At 53.3% G+C, this 23,049-nt stretch carries 19 protein-coding genes and 1 CRISPR repeat array (1 of these 20 cut by a window edge); of the genes, 9 read left to right on the top strand and 10 right to left on the bottom strand.

Features of this window, described 5'->3' with window-relative positions; genetic code table 11:
* Positions 1-2,917: direct repeats of the CRISPR family, unit length 33 nt; unit sequence ATTTCTATCCACGCACCCCGTGAGGGGTGCGAC; it reaches 1,117 nt to the left of the window's first position.
* Positions 2,918-3,099: 182 nt separating this feature from the next.
* The 10 genes from cas2 to EDD78_RS11750 all read right to left on the bottom strand — a co-directional run bounded on the left by cas2 (position 3,100) and on the right by EDD78_RS11750 (position 13,276).
* Positions 3,100-3,390 carry a CRISPR-associated endonuclease Cas2 gene (cas2, locus tag EDD78_RS11790; RefSeq protein WP_079699055.1) on the bottom strand — a complete coding sequence of 97 codons (291 nt, stop codon included), beginning with the start codon at positions 3,388-3,390 and terminating at the stop codon, positions 3,100-3,102.
* A 12-nt stretch (positions 3,391-3,402) separates the two neighbouring features.
* Positions 3,403-4,434 (bottom strand): type I-C CRISPR-associated endonuclease Cas1c, encoded by a 1,032-nt coding sequence (gene cas1c / locus EDD78_RS11785; RefSeq protein ID WP_079699056.1) that lies wholly within the window; start codon positions 4,432-4,434, stop codon positions 3,403-3,405.
* Positions 4,431-5,093, bottom strand: coding sequence for a CRISPR-associated protein Cas4 (cas4, locus tag EDD78_RS11780; RefSeq protein ID WP_132085061.1), 663 nt, complete (start codon positions 5,091-5,093; stop codon positions 4,431-4,433). The genes cas1c and cas4 overlap by 4 nt, the downstream gene beginning before the upstream one ends.
* The gene (gene cas7c, locus EDD78_RS11775; protein WP_079699058.1) at positions 5,083-5,928 is read right to left on the bottom strand and encodes a type I-C CRISPR-associated protein Cas7/Csd2; all 846 of its coding nucleotides are present in this window, start codon (positions 5,926-5,928) and stop codon (positions 5,083-5,085) included. Before cas7c ends, cas4 begins: the two co-directional genes overlap by 11 nt.
* The gene (gene cas8c, locus EDD78_RS11770; RefSeq protein WP_132085060.1) at positions 5,912-7,735 is read right to left on the bottom strand and encodes a type I-C CRISPR-associated protein Cas8c/Csd1; all 1,824 of its coding nucleotides are present in this window, start codon (positions 7,733-7,735) and stop codon (positions 5,912-5,914) included. Before cas8c ends, cas7c begins: the two co-directional genes overlap by 17 nt.
* A complete protein-coding gene (gene cas5c / locus EDD78_RS11765) occupies positions 7,736-8,464 on the bottom strand; it encodes a type I-C CRISPR-associated protein Cas5c (RefSeq protein WP_079699060.1) in 729 nt (242 codons plus the stop codon). It abuts the gene before it with no gap.
* Between the two features lies 1 nt (position 8,465).
* Entirely contained in the window at positions 8,466-10,751 is a 2,286-nt protein-coding gene (gene cas3, locus EDD78_RS11760) for a CRISPR-associated helicase Cas3' (protein WP_286170876.1), read from the bottom strand.
* A 310-nt stretch (positions 10,752-11,061) separates the two neighbouring features.
* Positions 11,062-11,211, bottom strand: coding sequence for a hypothetical protein (locus EDD78_RS14045; protein ID WP_165873212.1), 150 nt, complete (start codon positions 11,209-11,211; stop codon positions 11,062-11,064).
* Between the two features lie 128 nt (positions 11,212-11,339).
* On the bottom strand, positions 11,340-12,005 hold the full coding sequence (locus EDD78_RS11755) for a recombinase family protein (RefSeq protein ID WP_350308588.1): 666 nt from the start codon (positions 12,003-12,005) through the stop codon (positions 11,340-11,342).
* Between the two features lie 296 nt (positions 12,006-12,301).
* On the bottom strand, positions 12,302-13,276 hold the full coding sequence (locus EDD78_RS11750) for a LacI family DNA-binding transcriptional regulator (RefSeq protein ID WP_132085057.1): 975 nt from the start codon (positions 13,274-13,276) through the stop codon (positions 12,302-12,304).
* Between the two features lie 269 nt (positions 13,277-13,545).
* On the opposite strand from EDD78_RS11750, the gene alsK reads away from it, so the two are divergent.
* The 9 genes from alsK (at position 13,546) to EDD78_RS11700 (ending at position 22,971) form a co-directional block, all read left to right on the top strand.
* A complete protein-coding gene (gene alsK / locus EDD78_RS11745; protein ID WP_079699064.1) occupies positions 13,546-14,514 on the top strand; it encodes an allose kinase in 969 nt (322 codons plus the stop codon).
* Positions 14,511-14,972 carry a ribose 5-phosphate isomerase B gene (gene rpiB / locus EDD78_RS11740; protein WP_079699065.1) on the top strand — a complete coding sequence of 154 codons (462 nt, stop codon included), beginning with the start codon at positions 14,511-14,513 and terminating at the stop codon, positions 14,970-14,972. Before alsK ends, rpiB begins: the two co-directional genes overlap by 4 nt.
* A gap of 43 nt (positions 14,973-15,015) precedes the next feature.
* On the top strand, positions 15,016-15,840 hold the full coding sequence (locus EDD78_RS11735) for a carbohydrate ABC transporter permease (RefSeq protein WP_286170875.1): 825 nt from the start codon (positions 15,016-15,018) through the stop codon (positions 15,838-15,840).
* Between the two features lie 5 nt (positions 15,841-15,845).
* Positions 15,846-16,709, top strand: coding sequence for a carbohydrate ABC transporter permease (locus tag EDD78_RS11730; RefSeq protein WP_132085055.1), 864 nt, complete (start codon positions 15,846-15,848; stop codon positions 16,707-16,709).
* A gap of 31 nt (positions 16,710-16,740) precedes the next feature.
* Positions 16,741-18,300 carry an ABC transporter substrate-binding protein gene (locus EDD78_RS11725; protein WP_132085054.1) on the top strand — a complete coding sequence of 520 codons (1,560 nt, stop codon included), beginning with the start codon at positions 16,741-16,743 and terminating at the stop codon, positions 18,298-18,300.
* Between the two features lie 3 nt (positions 18,301-18,303).
* Positions 18,304-19,320: a nucleoside hydrolase gene (locus EDD78_RS11720; RefSeq protein WP_132085053.1), complete on the top strand. Its 1,017-nt coding sequence runs from the start codon at positions 18,304-18,306 to the stop codon at positions 19,318-19,320.
* Complete coding sequence (locus EDD78_RS11715) at positions 19,314-19,979, top strand: ribulose-phosphate 3-epimerase (RefSeq protein WP_079699070.1); 666 nt, start codon at positions 19,314-19,316, stop codon at positions 19,977-19,979. The genes EDD78_RS11720 and EDD78_RS11715 overlap by 7 nt, the downstream gene beginning before the upstream one ends.
* 493 nt (positions 19,980-20,472) lie before the next feature.
* Positions 20,473-20,742, top strand: a complete 270-nt coding sequence (locus EDD78_RS11705) for an AbrB/MazE/SpoVT family DNA-binding domain-containing protein (RefSeq protein WP_165873210.1) — start codon at positions 20,473-20,475, stop codon at positions 20,740-20,742.
* Between the two features lie 588 nt (positions 20,743-21,330).
* Entirely contained in the window at positions 21,331-22,971 is a 1,641-nt protein-coding gene (locus EDD78_RS11700) for a recombinase family protein (protein ID WP_132085050.1), read from the top strand.
* The last annotated feature ends 78 nt before the right edge of the window (positions 22,972-23,049 follow it).

Below are 23,049 nucleotides of genomic sequence, written 5' to 3'. Positions count from 1 at the left end.
GCAGATTTCTATCCACGCACCCCGTGAGGGGTGCGACCTTATTATAATGGCCCCGTCCCTGCTAGCGACAGATTTCTATCCACGCACCCCGTGAGGGGTGCGACCTTATTATAATGGCCCCGTCCCTGCTAGCGACAGATTTCTATCCACGCACCCCGTGAGGGGTGCGACAATATACAGTATACGCCCGGAGGTCACATGTATGGAATTTCTATCCACGCACCCCGTGAGGGGTGCGACCGTGACGGTAACAAAACGCACATCGTCCGAATACTATTTCTATCCACGCACCCCGTGAGGGGTGCGACGTTATGCTCCGGTATCCCGCCGCGCCGAAAATATTTCTATCCACGCACCCCGTGAGGGGTGCGACGCTTGTACTGCCATTATACCATCGGCAATGATAATTTCTATCCACGCACCCCGTGAGGGGTGCGACCGTTTAACTTTTGCAGTGTAGCTTCAACGCCGATATTTCTATCCACGCACCCCGTGAGGGGTGCGACCACCTGGGAACTGCAGCAGGGCGACGGCGATATATTTCTATCCACGCACCCCGTGAGGGGTGCGACTACGCCCGAAGCGGCCAGAAACGAATTTATAGAATTTCTATCCACGCACCCCGTGAGGGGTGCGACAGGGCACCAAAATCCCTTATTACAATACACAGGCATTTCTATCCACGCACCCCGTGAGGGGTGCGACCTGTCGAATACAAGCGCGGCAAACCGAACCCGCGATTTCTATCCACGCACCCCGTGAGGGGTGCGACATCGCCCACGTAGTCCCTAACCTCGACGCGCCTATTTCTATCCACGCACCCCGTGAGGGGTGCGACGAGTGCCGCTGAAAAGGTGTCTGCTGCCCGTGCTATTTCTATCCACGCACCCCGTGAGGGGTGCGACGCCTGTTCATGTATGCCATCGCTGACGCGCTCTACATTTCTATCCACGCACCCCGTGAGGGGTGCGACCGGATTTTCGGCGCAATCTCTCCAAACTTGGTGATTTCTATCCACGCACCCCGTGAGGGGTGCGACACACCCATATAAACTGCACCAAATGGCTAACGCAATTTCTATCCACGCACCCCGTGAGGGGTGCGACGTAGCGGCAAGGCAGACGGGGCGGGAGCTTATCGATTTCTATCCACGCACCCCGTGAGGGGTGCGACGTATTCGGCCAGTGCCAAAGATAAGGTAATGACCATTTCTATCCACGCACCCCGTGAGGGGTGCGACGAGCTGGGTCAAGAAGTGGCAACCGACTGCGCCAAATTTCTATCCACGCACCCCGTGAGGGGTGCGACTCAACCTCTATATCCAGATATTCCGTTTTTTCGGGATTTCTATCCACGCACCCCGTGAGGGGTGCGACCCGTCCAATCTTAAAAAGGCACATACCACGGCCACGATTTCTATCCACGCACCCCGTGAGGGGTGCGACCATGCCTTTTGGCCTCTTCGGAGACCCGCGATATATTTCTATCCACGCACCCCGTGAGGGGTGCGACCTTGAAGTCAATGGTCTTGGCTTCACCATTATTATTTCTATCCACGCACCCCGTGAGGGGTGCGACTTACGGTCACTTGGTATAAAACATTACGTGGATATTTCTATCCACGCACCCCGTGAGGGGTGCGACGCGTCTCGGAGCTGCTCCATCTCTTCGGGTGTTAATTTCTATCCACGCACCCCGTGAGGGGTGCGACACCCTGACCTACGCCGGAGATCAACCATCTTTGGAAATTTCTATCCACGCACCCCGTGAGGGGTGCGACAACGCAGGGATTCAACAAGTGGATTCTCGAGGATATTTCTATCCACGCACCCCGTGAGGGGTGCGACACGAGTATGCGCTAAACTCCAACCAGATCACCCTGATTTCTATCCACGCACCCCGTGAGGGGTGCGACTTTACTACACTGTCCGGGGCTGGGGAGCCAATCGATTTCTATCCACGCACCCCGTGAGGGGTGCGACGCGTAGATTGCAGCGCGCATAAATTCACCCAATTATATTTCTATCCACGCACCCCGTGAGGGGTGCGACGTGCTGTAAAGAAATGCACCATAGCTTTTTCATATTTCTATCCACGCACCCCGTGAGGGGTGCGACCGACTTGTAGCAATCAATGCATTTTGTTCAGCATATTTCTATCCACGCACCCCGTGAGGGGTGCGACCTGATTGACCATCTTCCTTTTCCACCCAACCGATTTCTATCCACGCACCCCGTGAGGGGTGCGACTCCTGAAGTCCAGGCTCAGTGATTGAGTATGGCTATTTCTATCCACGCACCCCGTGAGGGGTGCGACGAAAATCTTCAATGCTATGTTTTACCTTGATAAATTTCTATCCACGCACCCCGTGAGGGGTGCGACACTCCTTGGGTATATTTATCATTTTCACTTCAAAATTTCTATCCACGCACCCCGTGAGGGGTGCGACCCGCAGGATTAACTTTTACAGATGGACGTTTCGATTTCTATCCACGCACCCCGTGAGGGGTGCGACCTGACTTCAAGTCTACCACGTACTCTTCATTTGGATTTCTATCCACGCACCCCGTGAGGGGTGCGACATAATCAACGGTGCGTTTTATTTATTGTATAGATATTTCTATCCACGCACCCCGTGAGGGGTGCGACATCTTGATTGAAAAGGGTATCTGTACTGGTGAAGATTTCTATCCACGCACCCCGTGAGGGGTGCGACTTCCCAGACAATAAGGCTTTATTGGTATTTCCAGAATTTCTATCCACGCACCCCGTGAGGGGTGCGACCTGACATGGGTGGGTACGATAATGCCTTAGATGAAATTTCTATCCACGCACCCCGTGAGGGGTGCGACGTGTGTGTGTGTGTGTGTGTGTGTGTGTGTGTATTTCTATCCACGCACCCCGTGAGGGGTGCGACAGCAAAAATGACAGATATAGCTTTAATCTTTTGCCACTTTTGTCAAATATCAATGGGAATATCAAATAAAATAGCCCATCTAAACGATTAAAACAGATAAAATTTTTTAAAATATAGCTTTTTAATAAAAAAGATAAGTGCGAAACATCAGTGAAAAGGTGTTTGCTTATGCTTCGCACAGCTCAGATGATCAGCGGGCCCTCGGGCTGATAGCTTTTGCCGGCGCCAAAATGCTCAATTTTAGTATCATACTTATTTCCGAGATAGTAAAACCTTAAACTGTCTCGTTCTGTATCTATAATAGAACAAAGTTTGGATTGGAGCAAGCGGCATTGCGCAGCATCCAATAGACATTCGAATACCGAATTCTGAACACGTTGGCCATAATTGACACATTGTTTGGCAATCTGACGCAGGCGTTTACGGCCTGCTGCGTCCTCGGTGCTGACATCATAGGTGATGAGAACCAACATCGTTAAACCCCTTTATTTCCATAAAAATGGCGGATACTCGTCCAAATCGCCGCGCAAATACCGAGACAGCAGCAAAGCCTGAATATATGGCACCAATCCCCAGGGGATTTTTTCTCCGAGAAAGGGATGTTTAATTGTTTCCTGCTTTTTCTGTTGCCAGTTTTTAAGCAATGTGCGTCGGGCTTCATCGCTCATCAGCACACAACCGCTCTCCCGCATTTCGAAGTCATTCCCGGAAATCATCCGGTTGTTAATCAGCGTCAACACAAAACGGTCTGCCATACAGGGACGAAGCTCCTCCATCAGATCCAATGCCAACGAGGCGCGCCCTGGCCGGTCCCGATGGAGAAAGCCAGCATAGGAATCCAGTCCCACCGCCTCCAATGCGCTGGCACAATCGTGCGCCAGCAAAGTATAAGTAAACGAGAGCAGGGCGTTCATCCGGTCGAGTGGAGGACGGCGGCTGCGGCCGTGGAAATAAAAATCTTCCTTCCGGCTCAGGATCATATCATCCAATACACTGAAATAAACGGTTGCTCCAGTACCTTCCAACCCCCGCAAGGACTCCATCGAGGTTTCGGCAGAGACTGCTGGCAGAAGACCTTTGAGCCTTTCAGAAGCCGCTTGGAGCTTTTCATCATCTACGCGCAGTTTGTGATCCCGCCGGGTGCGTTCGATACTCCAGCGCGCATTGTAGAGCTTTCCGAAAATGCTCCCACGTGCGGCACGGCAGCTCTGTGTGGGATCATCCGCGACGCGATATTGTGTGCGCCGCAACAGGATGTTCCCATTGCTCTCGCCGCATGCGCGTGCCAAAAATTTGCCGCGCGGGGTGCAGAAAGCGAGTGACACCTCCCGTTCGGCGCAGGCCCCCATCAGCGCGGGAGAAGCGCCTGCATAGGAAAATGAAATGATCCCGCTCAGCGTGTGGAGCGGAAAACGGCCGATAATCTGTTTATCACAGTTGACTACGACGTTTTCTCCGTCCAGCGACAGATAGGCGTTATCCGTCGTCACGAATAGGGTGTTGAGCAGATGCCTCATGGTTCTTCCTCCAAATGCTCGTGCAGGTAGGCACTGACCGGACGGCTGCGCAGCAGCTGCGGCAAGCACAATTCCTTGAGCGAGCAGGCGTTGCAGGACTTGGTGGGCTTTACCTTGGGCGTGTGCCCTCTGCGGTAGAGCTCGTGCATCTCCCGCAAGCAGTCCCGCACGCTTTGACGCAGCTCCTGCGTGAAATCAACCGGCTGTCGGTGACGGAGCTCCCCATAATAGAGAGCTCCCTGTGCAATCTCACAGCAGAGCATTTCCTCCAGGCAGAGCGCCTGTGCGCAGAGCTGGAGCGTGTCGCCGGCTTGCGGGTTCGGTTTGCCGCGCTTGTATTCGACAGGGAAGGGCTGCCAGAGTCCCTGTCGTCCCGGCAGCGGGATGCCACACGGGGCGCGATGGAACTCCAGCACGTCGCATTCGCCCGAAACCCCCAGCGTGCGGGAAAAGACGTTCATCCCGCGCGTGACGATTCGATCGCCCCGGCTCTCGGTGAGTTCCTTGTCATGGGCGCGCTCGTGCATGAGTGCGCCGTCCACCGTGCGAAAGTTTTCAGCCCACTGGTGCTCGATGTGGATCAGTGCCCATTGTCTGCGGCAAAAGTAAAAGTGCTGAAGCCCGGAGAGCTGCAGGAACTGCTCTTCCTCATATTCCATCGATGACCTCACAATGAAGTCCGGGCAGCTCCTTCAGCGTGATCTCATAATCCTCCACACTGGAAGGACTCTTGATTCCTTCCTTTAGATTCACCTTGACCAGGTTATGCACCTTGGAGGAGGAGTATTGCCCGCTGGAGCAGTCATGCTCCCACCAATAGAGCTTATAGACCTCCATCGAGCCCTCGGGCCGCGCGGAGGAGGCGTCGTTTTCAAACAGGGTGCGCAGGCACTCCTTGATGAGGAGGGCGTCGTCTTCGGTAAAGCCGGTCTTCTGCGCCAGCTGCACATTGATGGCGCCCTTAATTTTATAGAGTCCGAAGCGGACCATATGCTTCATGCCCATCGTGTCGGACGAGCGCTTCTCGGAGGGCTCGCCGTTGACACTCTTGGTGATCTGGAGGGAATCGATCTCCACCGGCGAGACGCTGACCGCCTGATGGACGGACACCGGGCCGCGCACCCCGACAGAGACCCCATTTTTATCGGTGGACTTGAAGGCGAACACCTGGCCGAAGCTGCGTACGTCCAGCCATTTTTCGCAGGCCAGCCGGGCGTACTCCTCTCGGTCCTTGATTTTACCAAGCGCAGCGGAGGCCCGTTCACTGAGGCTGCCGAACTCATCACTGCGCCGGTCGTCGGACTGTACAAAGATGTCGGCGCCCAGATCCTGCATCCGGTTGCGGATTTTGCGTTTGATACAGACGTCGGAAATTTCGCCGTAGCCGTTGTAATCGGTACGGGGACGGTTTCCATTGAGCGGATCTCCGTTGGAATTGGCCCGATCGACGCTTACCAAGGCTACAAAATCGATCTTTTTACTTAGCAGACTCATTGCTTTCATCCTCCGTTACGTTTTTGTCTTTCTTCTTCGTCATGGCAGAGCGTTGATGATAGTATCCCAGCAGATACACATCGTCCAACTTTTTGTCCAAATCGGAATCGCCGGCAAGCAGATTCTCTGTGATTTCCTGGGTGATATTTCTGTAATAATAGCGTAGCCCGGGGGCAAGACGCTGATAATAGGGATTCAGAGCCTCTTCTAGGATGCGCCAGGCGTACAGGGGCCGCTGCGAAAAGACCGATTGCATCCGAATGGCATTGGGTTCGCGCTTCTCATCCAGAGAATAGGTGCTGCGCTCGACCTGCTCAGCCACCGCCAACAGCCGGCCAAACAGATAGCTGCGGTCATGATTGTTTTCGTCTAAATTCAAGGTCCATACCTCCTTTTCAACCTCACCAAATTCATTTTCATATTTTCTTACAATGGCGCAGGCAGTCGTAAGCAGCAGCTCCCGGTTGCCGGGCTTATAGGCGAGTGGGCAACTCGCTTTGCTCACCAGCGCCTGCACCATGTCATGGGGAATTTTTTGACAGTCCAGAATGCAGTGCAGCAGCCGTTGGATGTGCTCGCGCAGTATCCGGTCGTCCACCTCAATGAAATTTTCCCGCTGGGTGCCATAGGCACAGCGCACAATCTGCTTGAGAGGCGGAGACCACAGCCCCTTGTACCGGGTATCCCAGCAGCAGCTGAGATACCATCGCTGCAGCCGCAGGAAAAAATCATTTGCCCGAAGTTCGTTGTAATAGGTCACCGAGAGCCGCCCGGTGGTGGCCGCGTCCAGGGCGGCAACGATCACGTCGTCCTGATCCTTTAGATTTAGCTGATAACCGCTCAAGGTATCAAGAAGCTGTTGCTTATACCCAACGAAGGTGGTCTGCTGCTCCAACTCGGATTCCATGTCTAGAAAATCCGGGGAGGGGAGGGGATTTCCGCCCGGGTTCCACCATAAAAACGTTCGGCCCCCCATCACGACCCCGTGGTTGGCCGCGACCCAGCGCAGGGCGCTGTGCGCCTTCTGCGAGGCGGTATAGCCGACCGAGCCGGTCTGGCTGGTATCGGCGAAGCGCCCGCGGTAGGTGAAGCCGCTGCCATCGTTGGCGGAGATGAGCTTGGCCCCAAAATTTGCGGAGACAACCCCTTTGGGATGACTCTGCGCGGGGATGTCCCGCTCCCCGCAGAGCACGCAGTATTCCAGTTCCTCCCCGCTTTGCAGGCTGTGATAAAAAGAGATATAGGCTTCAAAGAGGGACTGGTCCTCCCAGCAGGCGGAGGAGCCCCGCTCGGGCGGCGGCATGACCCGCCAGCGCACCAAGCACTTTTCGTACTCGCTTCCCTCGATCTTGCCGCCCGCGAGCGTCCCGTCTTCTTCGAGCGAAATGACGCCCGCGGCGCAAAGATCCTTTAGGATGGTGCCGCCCTGAATGTAGCGCAGGACCGCGCGCACCTTGGGATGGGAATATTCAGACTGGGCCCAGCGCCCCAGCAGCTCCAAATACGCCTTGTGCTTATCCCCGCCGATGGGCGAGAGATATTGCAGCTGATCGGACAGGGGATGGGAGCGTCCTTTTCCACTGGTGCGTCCGGCGGATTCCTCGGTCACGGGGATGATGGTGCGGGACTGGGCTTTGGGAACCGGTTTTGCTTCCCGAAAGCTGCCGTCCTCGTCAATGATGATTTCAATTTGTGCTTTTTGGATGGTATGAGAGATCGGGGTGAGGGTCTCTTTGCCCTCCACCGGGACCCCGGCCAGGTGCGCCTGGCTTTCGTAGGTGCGCAAGGCAGCCTGGAGCAGGCCCATTTACAACACCTCCTCTATGAATTCCGAGTGTCCGGTGAAGTTCTGCTGTTCTTGGCCGAAGGGCTTGATGGACATCGGTCGCGACACGCGGGTGATGGGGCAGTCCTGCGGGAGGATGAAATCGATTTGTCCCTGGCGCATCACCGGGTACCAGTAGCGCAGCGTCATATTTCCCTGCGTCTCGGGGGAATAGGCCTCATCCGCATAGGTGATGCCGTGCGGCATGAGGCCGAAGGCCAACTCGGGAATGTCCTGGTAGCAGCTTGTCCCCTCCTCGAATACGCAGGGCTCCACATAGCCCTGACATTCCCGGGCACCCAGGAAAATATCCCGCCGGCCGCCCCGCTCAATCATGCGCTTGGCGATGTTGTGATGCTTATTTTCGTTGCGGTCCCCCTCCAGCTCGGGCCGGTTTTCGTTCCAGACGAAGTGCGCGCGCACCCGGTAGCGGCAGTCCTTGAGATAGGTATAATAGGACAGATCGTTTCCGCCACCGTACTTGATGGGGCGGATCCCCTTGACCTCGGTTTGGATGGGATTCATCACCCGCACCGCATCGATCACCCAAATGAAGGTCGGCTTCCAATAGATCGAGGAAACAATCCCCTTGAGCGCCTCATAGGTGGGGATTTGCAGGGAACATTTTTCTCCGCCGATGCGCATGACCGGGTCGGAAAAGAGGGCATAATCGCCCCAAACTTCAAATTCCACGATATTTTTGTGTTCCATCTCACGCCTCCCAAAAAGATTGATTACCGCCACTAAAGTCGATTCCCGTGTGCGTGTTGTAAAATTCGGGCAGGACCGACAGGATCGCATCCCCGCAGAGCGGTTCCAGGCCGTGCCCCTCCTCGAGCTGTCGGAGCTGATACTGAAAGAGTGCGGCACAGTAGGGCTTCGACTGCTCCAGCAACTCTTTGCGGTAATAAAGATCATACCGGGCCCGCTCGGAGCCGAGCTCCTCGATCAGCGTTTTTCCCTCACCGTAGGGCACGAGGACGTCGGTATTCTCCTGATCGAAGACCTGGAAAGAATCGCCCGCGCTGCGAAAGGCCTGACAGATGGTGTGGAAAACCGCATTCTGCCCTTTGGCCCGAAAGACGCTGTTGTGTGAGAGCATCTCATAAAGAGAGCTCCCCAATTCAGAAACAGAGTAGTCCTGGGCCTGGCGGGGCATGGCGTCGAACAGGCGGCGGTAGTAATACCGGATCGAGCGTTCGGACTGCAGGCTGCCGTCAAAGGCTTCCCAGTCTTTCGCAAAGCTGGAAAGCAGTTCGGCGGTAGCGGTTTGGGACTCCCCAATTTCCCGCAGAAAGCCCAGCTTTTCGCCCTGGAAGTTGATGATATAAACGGGACAGATACATCCAACCTCCCCATGGCGGTTGCAGCGTCCGGCGGCCTGGATGATGTTGTCCATCCCGGCACAGGCCCTCATGACACAGCCGAATGAGAAGTCCACCCCCGCCTCCACCAGCTGGGTCGCGACGCAGATCACCCTGGCCTTGTCCGAAAGGAGAGCATTTATCTGTTTCATGGTGTCGATCCGGTGTGCCATGCACATGGCGGTGGACAGATGGAAAACCTTTGCGTCAGCGGTGTGTAGTTCCTGATAGAGAGCCCGGGCCTGCTCCTTCTTGTTGCAGATGATCAAAACGCTTCCAAAGCGGTCGAGTTCTTCGAGTGCGAAATCGGCCAGCTCCCCCACCGTATACCCGTCCGGTTTGCACCGGTCGATGATCTCGGTGCGCAAAAAGGGCTGCCAAAGCGCCGGATCATAGGGAACCAGGTCGGGGTTGGCGGCCAGGGAAACCGGATGGCGAACCTCTTCCAGGCAGGGCTGGGTGGCCGAGCAGAGGATCACCGTGGCACCGCAAACCTTGGAGAGAAAATTGAGTGCGAGGTTAAACAGGGAGAGCATGCGCCGCGGGACGGACTGGACCTCGTCCAGAATCATTACGCTGCCGGCCAGCGCGTTCATGCGGCGGATACTGGAGGTGCCGCCGTCAAACAGGGTGTTCAGGAACTGCACCAGGGTGGTGATGACCACCGGCGAGCGCCAGTTTTCACACAGCAGCTCATTTTCGTCCAGCTCGTCTCTATCATTTTTGATGCGCAATACATTGGAGTGGTGCTCCAAAATCAGGCTGTCGTCCTGCAGATACTCCCGGATGACCTTGGCGTTTTGTTCCAACACACTCAGAAGGGGAATGACGAAGAAAAGGCGGACGCTGTCGTGCCCGGCGGCAAAAGCAAGCGCGGCGCGCAGGCCGGCAAGCGTCTTTCCGCTGCCGGTGGGGACCCAGAGGCGGTAAACGCCGCCCTCCCGCTTTGCGAAGGCGCGGCACTGATCCGAGATAACGCGGCGTGCCTGATCGATCGGCTTTTCGTTGCCAAACTCCAGCAGCTTTTTCTCCACTCGCATAAGACTTTTCTGCCAAATCGGGCGCATATCGCGCGGGGGCTGAGGAAAATCCATTGCATGCATGAACTCTGCCGTGTCCTGCCGGTCGGCGTCGATGAGGGCCGAAAGAACTGAGCGGCTGAGCAGGGAAAGGACGAATAGCAGCTCCTCCGTGGATTTTGCGGCGGTCTTGCAGGCCGCGACCGCCTGCTTAATTTCTTTCACGGACTGCTCGAAGAGCTTGTCCAATTTCTGCGTATCGGCGCATAGGAAAAGAAAGTTTTCCTTTGACTCCGGGTAAGAAATCCCTTCCTTTTCTAGCCTATGTAGGAATCCGTCTTTTCCATCCGGATCGATGCAGTCGAACTGCCCGTGGTGGGAGCCCACGGCAAAGGCGAGAATTTCACAGGTCATATTGTGATAGGGATCGCCGGCCGGATCAAAGTACCTTTCAAGAAGCAGGCGCACCCCGGCAAACGTGTGGTTGACGCTTCCCCGGCGCACCGGTTCACCCCGGACGGCATGATAAATGTATTCGGAAAATGCCCGGCAGAATTTACCGGCATCGTGGATGAGGCCGGCGAGTTCGCCAGTAGAGGGAAGACCCAGCGGCATGAGGGTTTCACGCGTGTACCGGGCGACGTTGCGGCAATGCTCGCCCACGGTCTGGATATGTTCGCTTTTCCTTTCATCAATCAGAATATGAGCGGGAAATACTTCCGTTATAATCACCTCCCGATCTTCTGTGCTTTTTTCGACAATTTCCGCCATGGTTTTCTTGTTTTGGTTAATTTTGCATAGTTATTACCTTAATGATATTACAATTTTCATTAAAAGTCAACAGCTTGGCCGCTTGGCTGCGGGAGGCAAGCAAGATGCAACTTTACAGCCTCGGTACCTTTCGTGGAGGCAAAATTGCCGCAAATCAATCCGATTGGCCGAAGGAGTAGCACAGGCTCTGGGACAGCTGCATAAGGGAAATTTCGAGGGTGTTGTCAGGGTGTATGGTGATTCGCTCAAGGATATGCCGGTAAAAGGTGTCGTCCCACTCGGTCCCATCGATGAGCGCTTCCACCTGCCTAAGCCGCACTTCTGGTTAATCAGATTGTGCGGTTTGATCCCTTTGCGCTTCCTGTATCCGGGCCATCTCGCCGTCGCATTTGGCGGCTGTGTGTTGGAATTCGGCCTTGGTGATGCTGTGCTCTAGGTAAAGCTCCAATAATTCCTGCCGCTTTTTCTCCAGGCGCAGCAGCCCCTCCTCATTTTTTTGGCGGCATGATTCTTTTCGTCTAGCTGCAGCGCAGACCGGACAATTTCGGCGGCGGATTCGTTGATCAGGAGTTTCCCACCTTGCACATCGTAGCCCAGAAGGTCCCGCCCGAAAACTACGCCCTGTTCCATCCTGCGTTTTTGCCCCCATTTTACTCGTTCGGAGGTCTTGCGGCTCTCCTCCTGCGCAATGGAGAAGAGAATGGTCAATCGAAGCTCTGCGTCCGGGACAAGGGTGTTAACGCCGTCGTTGAGAAAGATCACGCCGATTCCCAACTCCTTGAGCTTCCGGGTGTAGAAAATGCTGTCCAGCGTGTTGCAGGCAAAACGGCTGATCTCCTTGGTGACGATCAGCTCAAAGCAGTGATTTTGGGCATCCGCAATCATACAGTTGAAAGCGGCGCGTTTCTTGGTGGAGGTACCGGTGATGCCCTCATCGACATAGATTTCGCTGAGTTCCCACAAAAGGTTGCTTTCAATATACTGAGTAAAATAACGTTTTTGACTTTCCAGAGAATTTGCCTGATCGTCCCGGTCGGTAGAAACCCGACAATAGGCGGCTACCCTCTGCTTTTTGACGTTTTTCTTGAATGCGCTCACCTGCGTTAACTGGATGATATGGGAGGCTGCATACCAGTTTTGTTTATCTCATCGAGAGAAAAATCAAACTGCCCTTTTGCCCAAAGTCCCTTTTCGACGACTAAAGGGGAAAAATACCGTTGAAAAACAGTCGCACCCCGTGAGGGGTGCGACCAAAAGTTCTTTTTTACATAATAGACTATTAAAATGAGCTTAAATTTAAAAATTTTTATTTACAACTTTTCATGACACTAAATCACTCATGAGATGAAAATTTCTGCCGAAGATAATGCATCTCTCTAAAAAGAAAGTATAATTTATGCCGACTCCCGGACAACAAGGGCAGGATCCAAAACAATGTGTCGGGGTTGGTTCGACTTTTCTGTGATTTTTTCGATCAGAATTTTTGCCGCTAAGTGCCCCATTTCTTTTTGTGGCTGCCGGATGGTGGTAAGGGAGGGGGAGGTAAATTCCGCTGCGGGAATGTCGTCGTACCCTACAACCGCAATGTCGGTGGGGACGCGTAGTCCCTTAAGCAGGAGGGCTTTGATCGCACCAAGCGCAATCAGGTCGTTGGCGGCGAATACACTACCGAAAGAAAGACCCTTCCCCAGCGCGGCTCCCACAGCGTCCATGCCGCCCGCATAACTAACGGGGCAGTGCAGGATGAGCTTCTCCCGAAATGGCAGGCTCCGTTTCTGGAGGGCTTGACGGTAGCCCTCAAAGCGTTCCTGATAGGTATTGGTCAGTAGATCGGAAGTGAGCATCAACACCTCGCCCGAATATTTCTGCAAAAGATAATCCGTGGCTATAAAGCCACCCTTGACATTATCCACCGTCACCGAACCATATTGGGTGTCGAGGTTGCGGTCTACCGTGATGGTGGGTACGGCGATAGACTGGTAGGTAAGTTTCTTTCCAGTTCCTAGGATGATCAATCCGTCCACCTCGCGGCTAAGCAGAGTTTGCAGGCAGCGCTCCTCTTTTTCCTGGCTTTCGCTGGAAGAGCAGAGGATGAGGCTGTATTCTTCCCGGCTCGCGGTCTCCTCGATTCCTTGTACGATTTCGGTAAAAAAGGCGTTGGCAATGTCCGGCACGATAATCCCGATGGTGTGGGAACGCCTCGTTTTAAGGCTGCGGGCCAGCTGATTGGGATGATAGTCAAAATGCCTGGCAGCTCTAAGAACCCTCTCTCGAGTCTCGGGGGTAACATTCTTGGTATTGTTCAGCACATAGGAAACGGTGCTGGGCGCGACATTGGCATATTGCGCAATGTCCTTGATTGTGGCCATTCACAGTCCACCTTTCTGTCACAGCACGGCCCTCGAATGGCCGGGGAGATGTTGATATTAGTATAAACGGTTCTTCTGAGAGAAGCAACTTGTTTTTCCTTGAGAAAGATGAAAACAAAATAATCGACAAATTTTTTAAATATTCTATTGACTTTCTGGTAAAGAAGAAGTATTCTGTATGTAGAAAAACGATTCACCGCCACTGCGGTTCTTTTTTAATCTATTTGGTGAAACGATTCTCCTAATGATAATTTTCGGGAGGTGGCGCTGTGCGCACACAAGAGAGCGGCTTTGACATGAGGGAGAGCTACGTGATCGGGATCGACATCGGCGGCACCAATTTTCGGATCGGCGCTGTAGATGACGGAGGTAAGCTCCTACATCACCATACCGACCGGAGCTTTAAAATTTCCCATCGGGAAAATTCGGTTGATTTGCTCGTGCAATACATCTCGGACTACCTGATACAGGAGCATTTCCAGTTTCCGCGCGCGGTTTCGATCGGGTTTCCTTCCGCGATCAGCCGGGACAGGCAGACCCTTTATTCGACGCCGAATCTGGAAGGCTTCGATGGGCTACCGATCGTCTCTATCCTACGGAAAAGGCTGGGAGTCCCGGTGTTCATTGATAAGGATGTCAATCACCTGCTGCTTTACGAAATTGTAGCGCGGGGGATCGGGAGAGAAAAGTCCGTGGTCGGAATTTTTGTCGGCAGCGGGATAGGGAATTCTATTCGCTTGGGGGGCTCGTTTTGGAGAGGGAAGCACGGGGCGGCCGGAGAGCTTGGACACTTTCAGCTTCCCGGAAGGAAGGCGCTGTGCAACTGTGGAAATGTCGGATGTGTGGAGCGGTATGCGGCGGGGCGCAGGCTGGAGGAGATCGCAAGGGTAAACTTTCCTCAAACCGAGATCGACGAGCTGTTCCTTCGTTACGGTGAACAGCCGATACTGGAAGAATTCGTACGGGACCTGTCTATCCCGGTGGTAGCGGAGATCAACATTTTCGACCCCGATTATGTGATTTTGGGCGGGGGAGTGCTGAGCATGAAGGGATTTCCTCTGGAGCAATTTCTTGAGGATATCCGGTCCCATACCCGTAAGCCCTATCCCGGGGAGGACGTGGAAATTCTGCTTTCGGACGCCGACCCACGGAACGGGATTTTGGGGGCCGCCTATTCAGCGCTCGAAGGGCTCAAAACCGGTGTATGCATTAAGGAGGAAAGGAGGATGAGCATATGATTGTACTGGGAAGCGACCACGTCGGTTATCCACTCAAAGAGCAGATGAAGCAGCATCTTCAGGATAAGGGAATACCCTATGTGGACCTTGGCTGCGATACGACCGACCGAGTGGATTATCCCGTTTACGCGGCCCGGGTGGCCCGTGCGGTCAGCCAGGGAGAATATGCGCGAGGTATGCTTTTTTGCGGAACCGGGATCGGGGTTTCGATCTGTGCGAACCGCTTTCAGGGCATACGCTGCGTGGTCTGTTCGGAGCCTTATTCGGCCAAGCTTTCCCGCTGCCACAACGACAGTAACATTCTGGCATTGGGCGCACGGGTGGTGGGGAGCGAGTTGGCGTTTATGATCGCAGATGTTTGGCTGAGTACTCCCTTCGAGGGAGGGCGGCATGCGGCAAGACTTGAGATGATGGATCTCTTGGAAAGGGGGAAGCGTGATGAGCCGAACCAAAGATAGGAAAAGCAAGCTCCTGTTTTTGTTGCCGGGGCTTGGATATTTGGTGTTACTGAGCATCTTTCCGCTCTTCTTTTCCCTCTACTTGGTGTTTTGCCGCTGGCAGGCGGGCTCGGGAGGAATCCAGTGGGTCGGGCTGCAAAACCTGATCCAGCTCGTCAAAGACGAGCGGTTCCACCACGCACTGCTCATGACCCTGTGCTACATTCTGCTCTCGGTCTTTTTTCAGATGGTTTTGGGCACCATACTCGCGCTACTGCTGCACGGTTTGCGGGGGCGGTTCTCGATGGTCAGTCGGGTGTTGGTGAGCATTCCCATCTTGCTCACCCCAATTGGGATGGCCCACATCTGGCGTATTATGCTCGATTTCAACAGCGGTCCAGTCAATTATTTTCTCGAGGCGCTCGGTCTGCCCAGGGTAATGTGGCTGGGCAGTCCCCTGACGGCGGTCTTCTCCATCGTCATGGTGGATGTCTGGCAGTGGATGCCCTTTGTGGCGCTTTATCTTTACACTGCCCTGGAGTCGCAGGAAATGAGCGTCCGAGAGGCGGCGCGTGTAGACGGTGCAGGCGGATGGCAAATGCTGCATTACATCGTTCTGCCGTTATTGAGCCCTTATCTGTCCTCCATCCTCCTGCTGCGGCTGATCGATGCGATCAAAATCTTTGACACCATCTACATCCTCACCAGTGGCGGGCCCGGCAGTGCAACGGAAAACATCACAATTTACGCCTATAACGCCCATTTCAGGACCTTCAACATCGGCTATATGACAGCGATGGGCTGGGTGCTCGTGTTGCTGACCAACATGGTTTTTATGCTCGTGATGAGGCTCATGCGCCGCAAGGGGCAGTCGGGAAAGGGGGAGTGAGCGGTATGAAAAGACGGCTGAAAAATCTTCTGCTGATGGGACTGATCCTTATCTTCGTGGTGGTCGCCATCTTTCCAGTGTACTACATGATCGTGACCTCCTTCAAGACCCAGTCCGAGGTCTATTCCATCCGGCCAAGTCTGATTCCGTTTGTCGATTATCAGCCGACGCTGGAGGCCTGGCGAATGGCCTTCGGGTTTAACAAACAGGCATCGGGCGTCTCCGGCCAGATTTTTTCCGCGACCAGGAACAGCCTGACCGATGCCTTGTTTGGTGCTCTGCTCTCGGTACTGATGGGGAGCGCCGTGGCCTATGGGCTCACCCGCTTTTCCTATGGACGGATCAAAAACGAGAACATCAGCTTTTTTATCCTGGCCCAGCGGATGTTCCCGCCGGTGGCCCTGGCCATGCCCTATTATGTTCTCTTTTTGCGGGCCGGGATGACGGATAAGAACTTGACGATGGTCCTGGTGTACGCCGCTATGAACATCCCGTTGGTCACCTGGATGCTGAGCGACTTCTTTAAGGATGTTCCGGTGGAGATTGAAGAGGCGGCCATGGTGGATGGGATGTCCCGAATCGGGATTTTCTTTCAAATCGTGGTGCCGATGGTGGTGCCGGGAATCTTTGTGGCGTTTCTTTTCAGCTTTGCCTTTTCTTGGAACGAGTTTCTCTACGCCCTGACGCTCACCTTCAATAAGGCCAAGACTCTTCCGTTTCAGATTGCGGGGATGGTATCCCACTCGGGGCCACGGTATGCAGAAATTGCGGCGCAGGCGACTTATGTGATGATTCCCATGCTGGTCATTGAAATTGCAGCCAACAAATACATCGTACGCGGGCTCTCTGCAGGGGCGCTTAAAAGCTGAGAGGCCGTCAAACTAAAAGAGGAGGATTTTTATGAAGACAATCAAAACACGCTTACCAGCGCTGCTGCTTTCCCTCTCCCTGCTCGCAGGGTGCGCGGGCTCTTCGTCGAAATCGCAGACGGAAGGCTCCCAATCTCAGGAGATTCCCACCTCTGGCGTTCAGAGTACACAGGAAGAAAAGGGCGGGGTCGAACTCAACATCATGACTACCGTTGGTCCCTCGGTGGTGGCGGCCATCGCCAAGAACGCCCAGCTTTACGAGGAACAGACGGGAAATCGGGTAACCATTTCGGAGATTCCACAGGAGGACATGTTTTCCAAACTCGCACAGGCGGCTGCGACCAAAAGCACCGATTTTGACATGTTCTTGGCGCCGAGTTCCTGGAAGGCGAGTTTGAGCGAACTGGGCTATGTGCAGGTACTTGACGACTATATCGAGCGAGACAAGGACGATCCGGACTTTGACTGGAACGATGTTCCGCACGGTATGAAGATCCGCAACATGTGGAACGGAGAAAATTACTGTATTACAGTGGACGGCGACGTGCTGATCATGATCTACCGCCGGGACGTGTTTGAGGACGAGCAGTGGAAACAGGCTTTCCGGCAGGAGACAGATAAGGAGCTGCGCGTTCCACAGACGATGGACGAGCTTATCGAGGTCTGTCAATTTTTTAAGGGCAAGGACTGGGCCGGGGACGGCAAGCCCGAGGAGCACTTCCCGTTTCTGACGGCGGTGACCAAGGGGGGGCACAGCAACTACTACGCCAATGCCTTCTTCGCAGACTATGCGGTCTGTCCAACCGATGCAGACCACCCTCAGGGCGCGATGTATTTTGACACTGATATGAATGTCATCATTAACAATCCCGGCTATGTCAAAGGGCTGGAGACGATGAAGTACATGGTCGACAATTTTATGAAGCCGGGACTGGATACCGCACGCGGGGACGTTATCAGCCAGATCGTCAACGGCACCTCGCTGATTTCTTTCGACTGGGATGACACCGCGACCTCCGCTTATGAGGAGGGATCGGTGGTCGAGGGCAAGCTCGGCTATGCGCTGGTTCCGGGCGTACAGGAATGGTACGACTGGAAGAGCGGGGAGTGGAAAAAGAGCGACGAGATCAAATTCACCCCCTATCAGGCCTATGGAGGCTGGGCGCTCTACATCACCACCACCTCCGAGCACAAAGACGAGGCCTGGGGATTCATCAAGCTGATTGCAGGAAAAAAGGAGAGCAGCCTGGACATCTACAATCCATTGAGCTACTTCACCCCTTGGCGCAACTCACACGCAGAGGATATTTCACGCTGTTCCGAGTTCGGCTGGAACCCGGACGACGCCCAGCGTCGGGTAGACGTGAATATTCAGGCACAGAACCATCCGAATGCTGTGCCAGAACTCAGCCTTCCGGGAGTAGAGCGGATCCAGGAGATCGTGGATCTGCGGGCATCCGAGGCCCTGTCCGGACAGTCCACAGTTCAGCAGGCGCTTGATCTTGCGGCGCAGGATATCCAAAGTGTTGTGGATGAGTATGGAAGGGACAACATGATGGCTTCTTATAAGGCGTTCCTGGGAATTTCCTGAGCGATGAAGGAAAGAGAGGAAAAGACTATGAAACCAAGAAAAATTATAATCGACTGTGATCCTGGAATTGGAATTGCGGGGGTGGATGCGGACGATCCGTTGGCGCTCTGTCTGGCAATTGCGAGCGAGGAGGTGGATCTTATTGGAGTCACCACTGTTTTTGGAAATGTCTCGGCAAAGATCGCGACACAAGGGGCGCTTAAGGTTCTGATGGAGGCCTCGCGTACTGATATTCCGGTCGCGATGGGAATGGAGCTTCCCCTCGGTGGAAAACATGTGCCCGAAGTGGCGAGAGCCTATCAAAATGGGCGGGGCCGGCCGGGAAAGATCGAACTCCCCGGAGTGGAAGGAAAAATTTCGCCGTTGCATGCCGCTGATTTTATCATCGAACAGGTGCATCGATATCCGAAGGAAGTGGATATTCTCCTCATCGGGCCACAGACCAACCTGGCGCTGGCTTTGCTCAAGGACCCCACCATTGCGGAAGAGATTGGGGAGATCGTCTTCATGGGCGGTGCAATGGGCCGAGAACCGATTTATGGGAGGGGAAATGTGACGTCGGTGGCCGAACTCAATATCTGGCATGATCCGCTCGCTGCACAGATCGTTTTCGAGAGCGGAATTCCCATTACCATGGTGGGACTGGATATCACCAATCCGAACAAGGGAACGGTGATGTATGAGGACGTCATCGAGCGGATGAAACGCAGCTCCACCAGGACCGGAAAGTTTCTATACGAAGTCTGCAGCGTCTATCTTGAGGCACCGATGTTCCACGGTACCGGCCGCCGGAAAGGGTGCATCCTCTATGATCCGATGGCGGTTGCCGCCTACATCGACCGCTCGCTGGTCACCACCGAGCGCATGAGGATAGCGGTGGAACATAACGGTGTCTACACCGCTGGGCAGACCCTGGAACTCTTTGCCGCAGACGAGGAGAAGCAGATGGAGGTCTGTGTGGAGGTAGACGGCCGGCGAGCGGCAGATTTTATATGTGAAAGGCTTCTTTCCTTATGTTAGAGAAGGAGAGAGGAAATCTACTCTGTCCATCAATGATGTGCGCGCCCTGCGACTCCTTGGCTCGGGAGGTACGCGCCCTTGATGAGGCGGGAGCAGATGTCTTTCACTGTGATGTCATGGACGGGCGGTTCGTTCCAAATTTTGCGCTGGGGATGGGAGATATCCGCTGTATTAGAGAAAACACTCAAAAGCTGGTGGATGTCCATCTGATGGTGGAAGACCCGGGAAGATATGTCGGGCTTTTCTCAGAACTAGGCGTAGATATTCTGTATGTCCATCCCGAGGCGGACCGGGAGGTGGTACGCACCCTGATGAAAATCCGATTATCGGGGAGTAGGGCGGGGATCGCGCTGAACCCCGGCACTTCGCTGGATACGGTAAAGGAGCTCTTGAGTCTTGTGGATTATCTAATGATAATGACGGTGATGCCCGGATTTTCCGGGCAGAAGTACCTGCCGTTTGTCGATGAGAAGCTCCTTGAGGCGGCGAGATATAAGTCTCGTTACCCCTTTCGTCTGATGGTGGATGGGGCGATCTCTCCAGAGACCGTCCAGCGGCTTTCCGGAATGGGAGTAGATGGCTTTGTATTGGGCACTTCGGCACTTTTTGGAAAGCAGGAGGGGTATGCAACCCTGATTGAGAAACTGAGAAATGGATAGGAAAGGGCCATGTGTAGAGTATGACTTTGCACATGGCCCTTTTCCTTAGTGTGAAAGAGCAATTTTGCTTTTATCAGCTGTTCAAAAGGCAGTATTCGGTGACGATGCAAAAAAGCGAAGCGGACAGCCTTTATCATTCGATGTTATCACAGTTGGATCAACCTTCGCGGGCGGTCTTAAGAGCCTATTATCGGGCGAGTTTGGCTTATTCGTTAGTTTATTTTCGCTGGGCGCTTTATTGCGGCTATAAGGATTGTAATGCTCTGATCTCTGTAGTGGATTCTAACCTAGCCGACAATGACCGCTTACAAAGGATAAAATACATCTTACTTGAAGAACCAATTCCATATTTCAAACATCTTTTTAATGATATTCAAAATGAACTGCACTAGACGGAACGAAGTTCCCTTTTATGCTAACGGGGCAAAATGTGTCCCATAGTGGGACACATTTTGCCCCTGTCTCTTTCACCATACCAAAGGAGGACCATCCTATGAAAACACAAGGAAATTCTCGCCCGGTCGATAAGCTCGGCCGTGTGTGTCTGCCGAAAGATATTCGGGAGAAATATAATATCTGCGAAAAAGATGAACTGGACATTCAAGCAAAAATCGATGATAACGGGGACGAGATTTTAATTTTGAAGAAATGCGCCCCGACCTGTGTGTTTTGTCATAGCTCAAAGGAGCTGCAAATAGTGGGCGGGAAACCGGTCTGCCAAAGATGTTCCGGTAAGCTGCGCAAGGAGCTGTCATTAGTCTGAACCAATATAGATATGCAGGTAAGTGCGATGGCAAGCAATGCAAGCGTGTACACACTTGCCATTTTTGCCCCGGCCCTCCTGCGGGGCCGGGGCAAAAATTTACTTGTTGGGGAGTTCCCCAACCCCCCCGCACATGCAAATGTGTCCCACTGTGGGACACATTTTTTTGAATTCGGATATCCGAATTCAAGGGAGAGAAAAAAGATTCCCAATTATTTGACAATATAGGCTAAACTGTTATATTATGGAAATGGAAATAAATTACAGTACGATTTACTTTCCATGTAGCCCAATTGGGCATGGCTTTTAAGCCTTTAACAAAAGTACTGAAAAAAGTAAAAGGAGGAACGGAGATGATAAGATCAAGTAATAATCGAAAAAATGTTCCTATAGTCAGACGAGAATAAAGAGGGGGATTTTTATTAACGAAGCAACTGAAGCGATGACACTCCATGCCGAGCATATTGAGACGATCACAATAGAAGGGATGGAAGTGACCCTGCATTTCCCGGCAAAGGGCAAAGAGCCGGTTTTGTCCTCTATAGAAGACATCCTAATGAACGCCGATGTCGGACTATAGGGGAATAGATGGAAAACAAAAAGAAAAGGGTTTACTGCCTGTACCGGGTCTCTACGAAGGGACAGGTAGAAAAGAACGATATTCCCATGCAGAAGGAGTGCTGCCGGGCATTTGCCCAGCAAAACGACTGGGAGATCGTGCGCGAGTTTTCTGAAAAGGGCGTCTCGGGGTTTAAGGTGTCCGCCAAAAACCGGGACGCGATCATAGAGATACAACAGGACGCAATCAAGAAAAAGTTTGATATACTGCTGGTCTTTATGTTCGACCGACTAGGAAGGAAGGACGACGAGACGCCCTTTGTCGTCGAATGGTTTGACCATAACGGAATTGAGGTGTGGAGCACACAGGAGGGCCGGCAAAGGTTCGACAATCATGTGGACAAGCTCATTAACTACATACGATTCTGGCAAGCTTCCGGGGAGAGTATCAAAACAGGGATTCGGACCAAAACCCGATTGGACCAGATTGTCAAGGAGGGAAGATGGAGGGGCGGCACGCCGCCCTATGGATACAAGCTGGTGAAGAAAGGAAAGTACAACAAAAAAGGGCATGAGGTCTACGATATTGCCATAGAACCCGGCGAGGCTAAAGTGGTCAAGCTGATCTTTGAGAAATACGTCAACGAAGGGTACGGCGCACAGCGGTTGGAAAAGTTTCTGCTCCAACAGAGAATCTTTAACCGAAAGGGGGAGAATTTCACGAACACGACCCTAATCAAGATGATCCAGAATCCAGCCTATACCGGAATCTTGAGGAATGGCGAATCAAAGAGTGAAATCTTCCCTGATCTACAGATCATTCGTTCCGAACTGTTTCGGCAGGCACAGGCGATCAGAAAGGACCGTGCCATGAAACACAGCGACATACCGTTTAATTCAAAAGGAAAGTCTCTCCTTCCGGGTAAGGTATACTGCGGGCATTGCGGTTCCAAGCTGGTGCTGACCACCAGTGGAGGACGAGCAGTACAGGAAGGAGAAAGACCAGAGCCAAGACTTCGTTATCAGTGCCACTACAAGGTTCGTCATCCACAGTCCTGCGACGGACAATCCGGCTATGAGGCCAAAAAGCTGGATTCCATGGTGGACGAAGCGGTAAGGCTCCTCTTTGCGAGAATCAAGGCAGTACCGGCAAAGAGCTTTATCTCGCGACAATTGGATAGACAATTGAGCCAAAATGAAGAGCGGCTCAAACGGGTGCGAAAAGAAAATGCGAAAGCCTCTGTAGAACTCGAATCCTACAAATCCGAGGTTTTGAAGGTCATTCAGGGAACAAGCTCCTTCAGCCGGGAACTGCTGGGAGAACTGATCGAGAAGTCTGAAAAGCAAGTTCAAGAAACAAGGACGAAGATCGAAGAGATCGAAAAGACGGCGGCTGATCTGGCTGGTGCCATGGCTAAAGCGGACGAGCAGTATCATCAAGTGCTTGACTGGTCGGAACTCTACGACAAGAGCACGACAGAAGCTAAGAAGATGATCCTTGCCCAACTGATCGACCGGGTGACGATCAAGAAGGGGTATCAGCTGGATATCGCGTTCAGCGTGAGCTATGAGCAATTTATGGAGGTGTGTAAAACAAGGGAGAAAAAGGCGCAAATAGAGCAGGAGCAGCCCACTCCCAAAAAGAAAAAGAATCTTGAAATGGTTCGGTAAAAGGAACCCCCCGAGGAAGTATCTGCTTCCTCGGGGGTTCTCCTCCATAGTGAAAATGTGTCCCATTGTGGGACACAT

The organism is Harryflintia acetispora, from assembly GCA_004340125.1.
In the GTDB taxonomy this organism is placed as follows: Bacteria; Bacillota; Clostridia; order Oscillospirales; family Ruminococcaceae; genus Harryflintia; species Harryflintia acetispora.
This window is presented reverse-complemented; position numbering and strand designations above follow the sequence as displayed.

Coding starts and splice junctions, on each gene's coding strand:
- cas2 (WP_079699055.1), bottom strand. CDS start 3,390: ATGTTGGTTCTCATCACCTATGATGTCAGCACCGAGGACGCAGCAGGC.
- cas1c (WP_079699056.1), bottom strand. CDS start 4,434: ATGAGGCATCTGCTCAACACCCTATTCGTGACGACGGATAACGCCTAT.
- cas4 (WP_132085061.1), bottom strand. CDS start 5,093: ATGGAATATGAGGAAGAGCAGTTCCTGCAGCTCTCCGGGCTTCAGCAC.
- cas7c (WP_079699058.1), bottom strand. CDS start 5,928: ATGAGTCTGCTAAGTAAAAAGATCGATTTTGTAGCCTTGGTAAGCGTC.
- cas8c (WP_132085060.1), bottom strand. CDS start 7,735: ATGGGCCTGCTCCAGGCTGCCTTGCGCACCTACGAAAGCCAGGCGCAC.
- cas5c (WP_079699060.1), bottom strand. CDS start 8,464: ATGGAACACAAAAATATCGTGGAATTTGAAGTTTGGGGCGATTATGCC.
- cas3 (WP_286170876.1), bottom strand. CDS start 10,751: ATGCCGCTGGGTCTTCCCTCTACTGGCGAACTCGCCGGCCTCATCCAC.
- EDD78_RS11750 (WP_132085057.1), bottom strand. CDS start 13,276: ATGGCCACAATCAAGGACATTGCGCAATATGCCAATGTCGCGCCCAGC.
- rpiB (WP_079699065.1), top strand. CDS start 14,511: ATGATTGTACTGGGAAGCGACCACGTCGGTTATCCACTCAAAGAGCAG.
- EDD78_RS11730 (WP_132085055.1), top strand. CDS start 15,846: ATGAAAAGACGGCTGAAAAATCTTCTGCTGATGGGACTGATCCTTATC.
- EDD78_RS11725 (WP_132085054.1), top strand. CDS start 16,741: ATGAAGACAATCAAAACACGCTTACCAGCGCTGCTGCTTTCCCTCTCC.
- EDD78_RS11720 (WP_132085053.1), top strand. CDS start 18,304: ATGAAGGAAAGAGAGGAAAAGACTATGAAACCAAGAAAAATTATAATC.
- EDD78_RS11715 (WP_079699070.1), top strand. CDS start 19,314: ATGTTAGAGAAGGAGAGAGGAAATCTACTCTGTCCATCAATGATGTGC.
- EDD78_RS11705 (WP_165873210.1), top strand. CDS start 20,473: ATGAAAACACAAGGAAATTCTCGCCCGGTCGATAAGCTCGGCCGTGTG.
- EDD78_RS11700 (WP_132085050.1), top strand. CDS start 21,331: ATGGAAAACAAAAAGAAAAGGGTTTACTGCCTGTACCGGGTCTCTACG.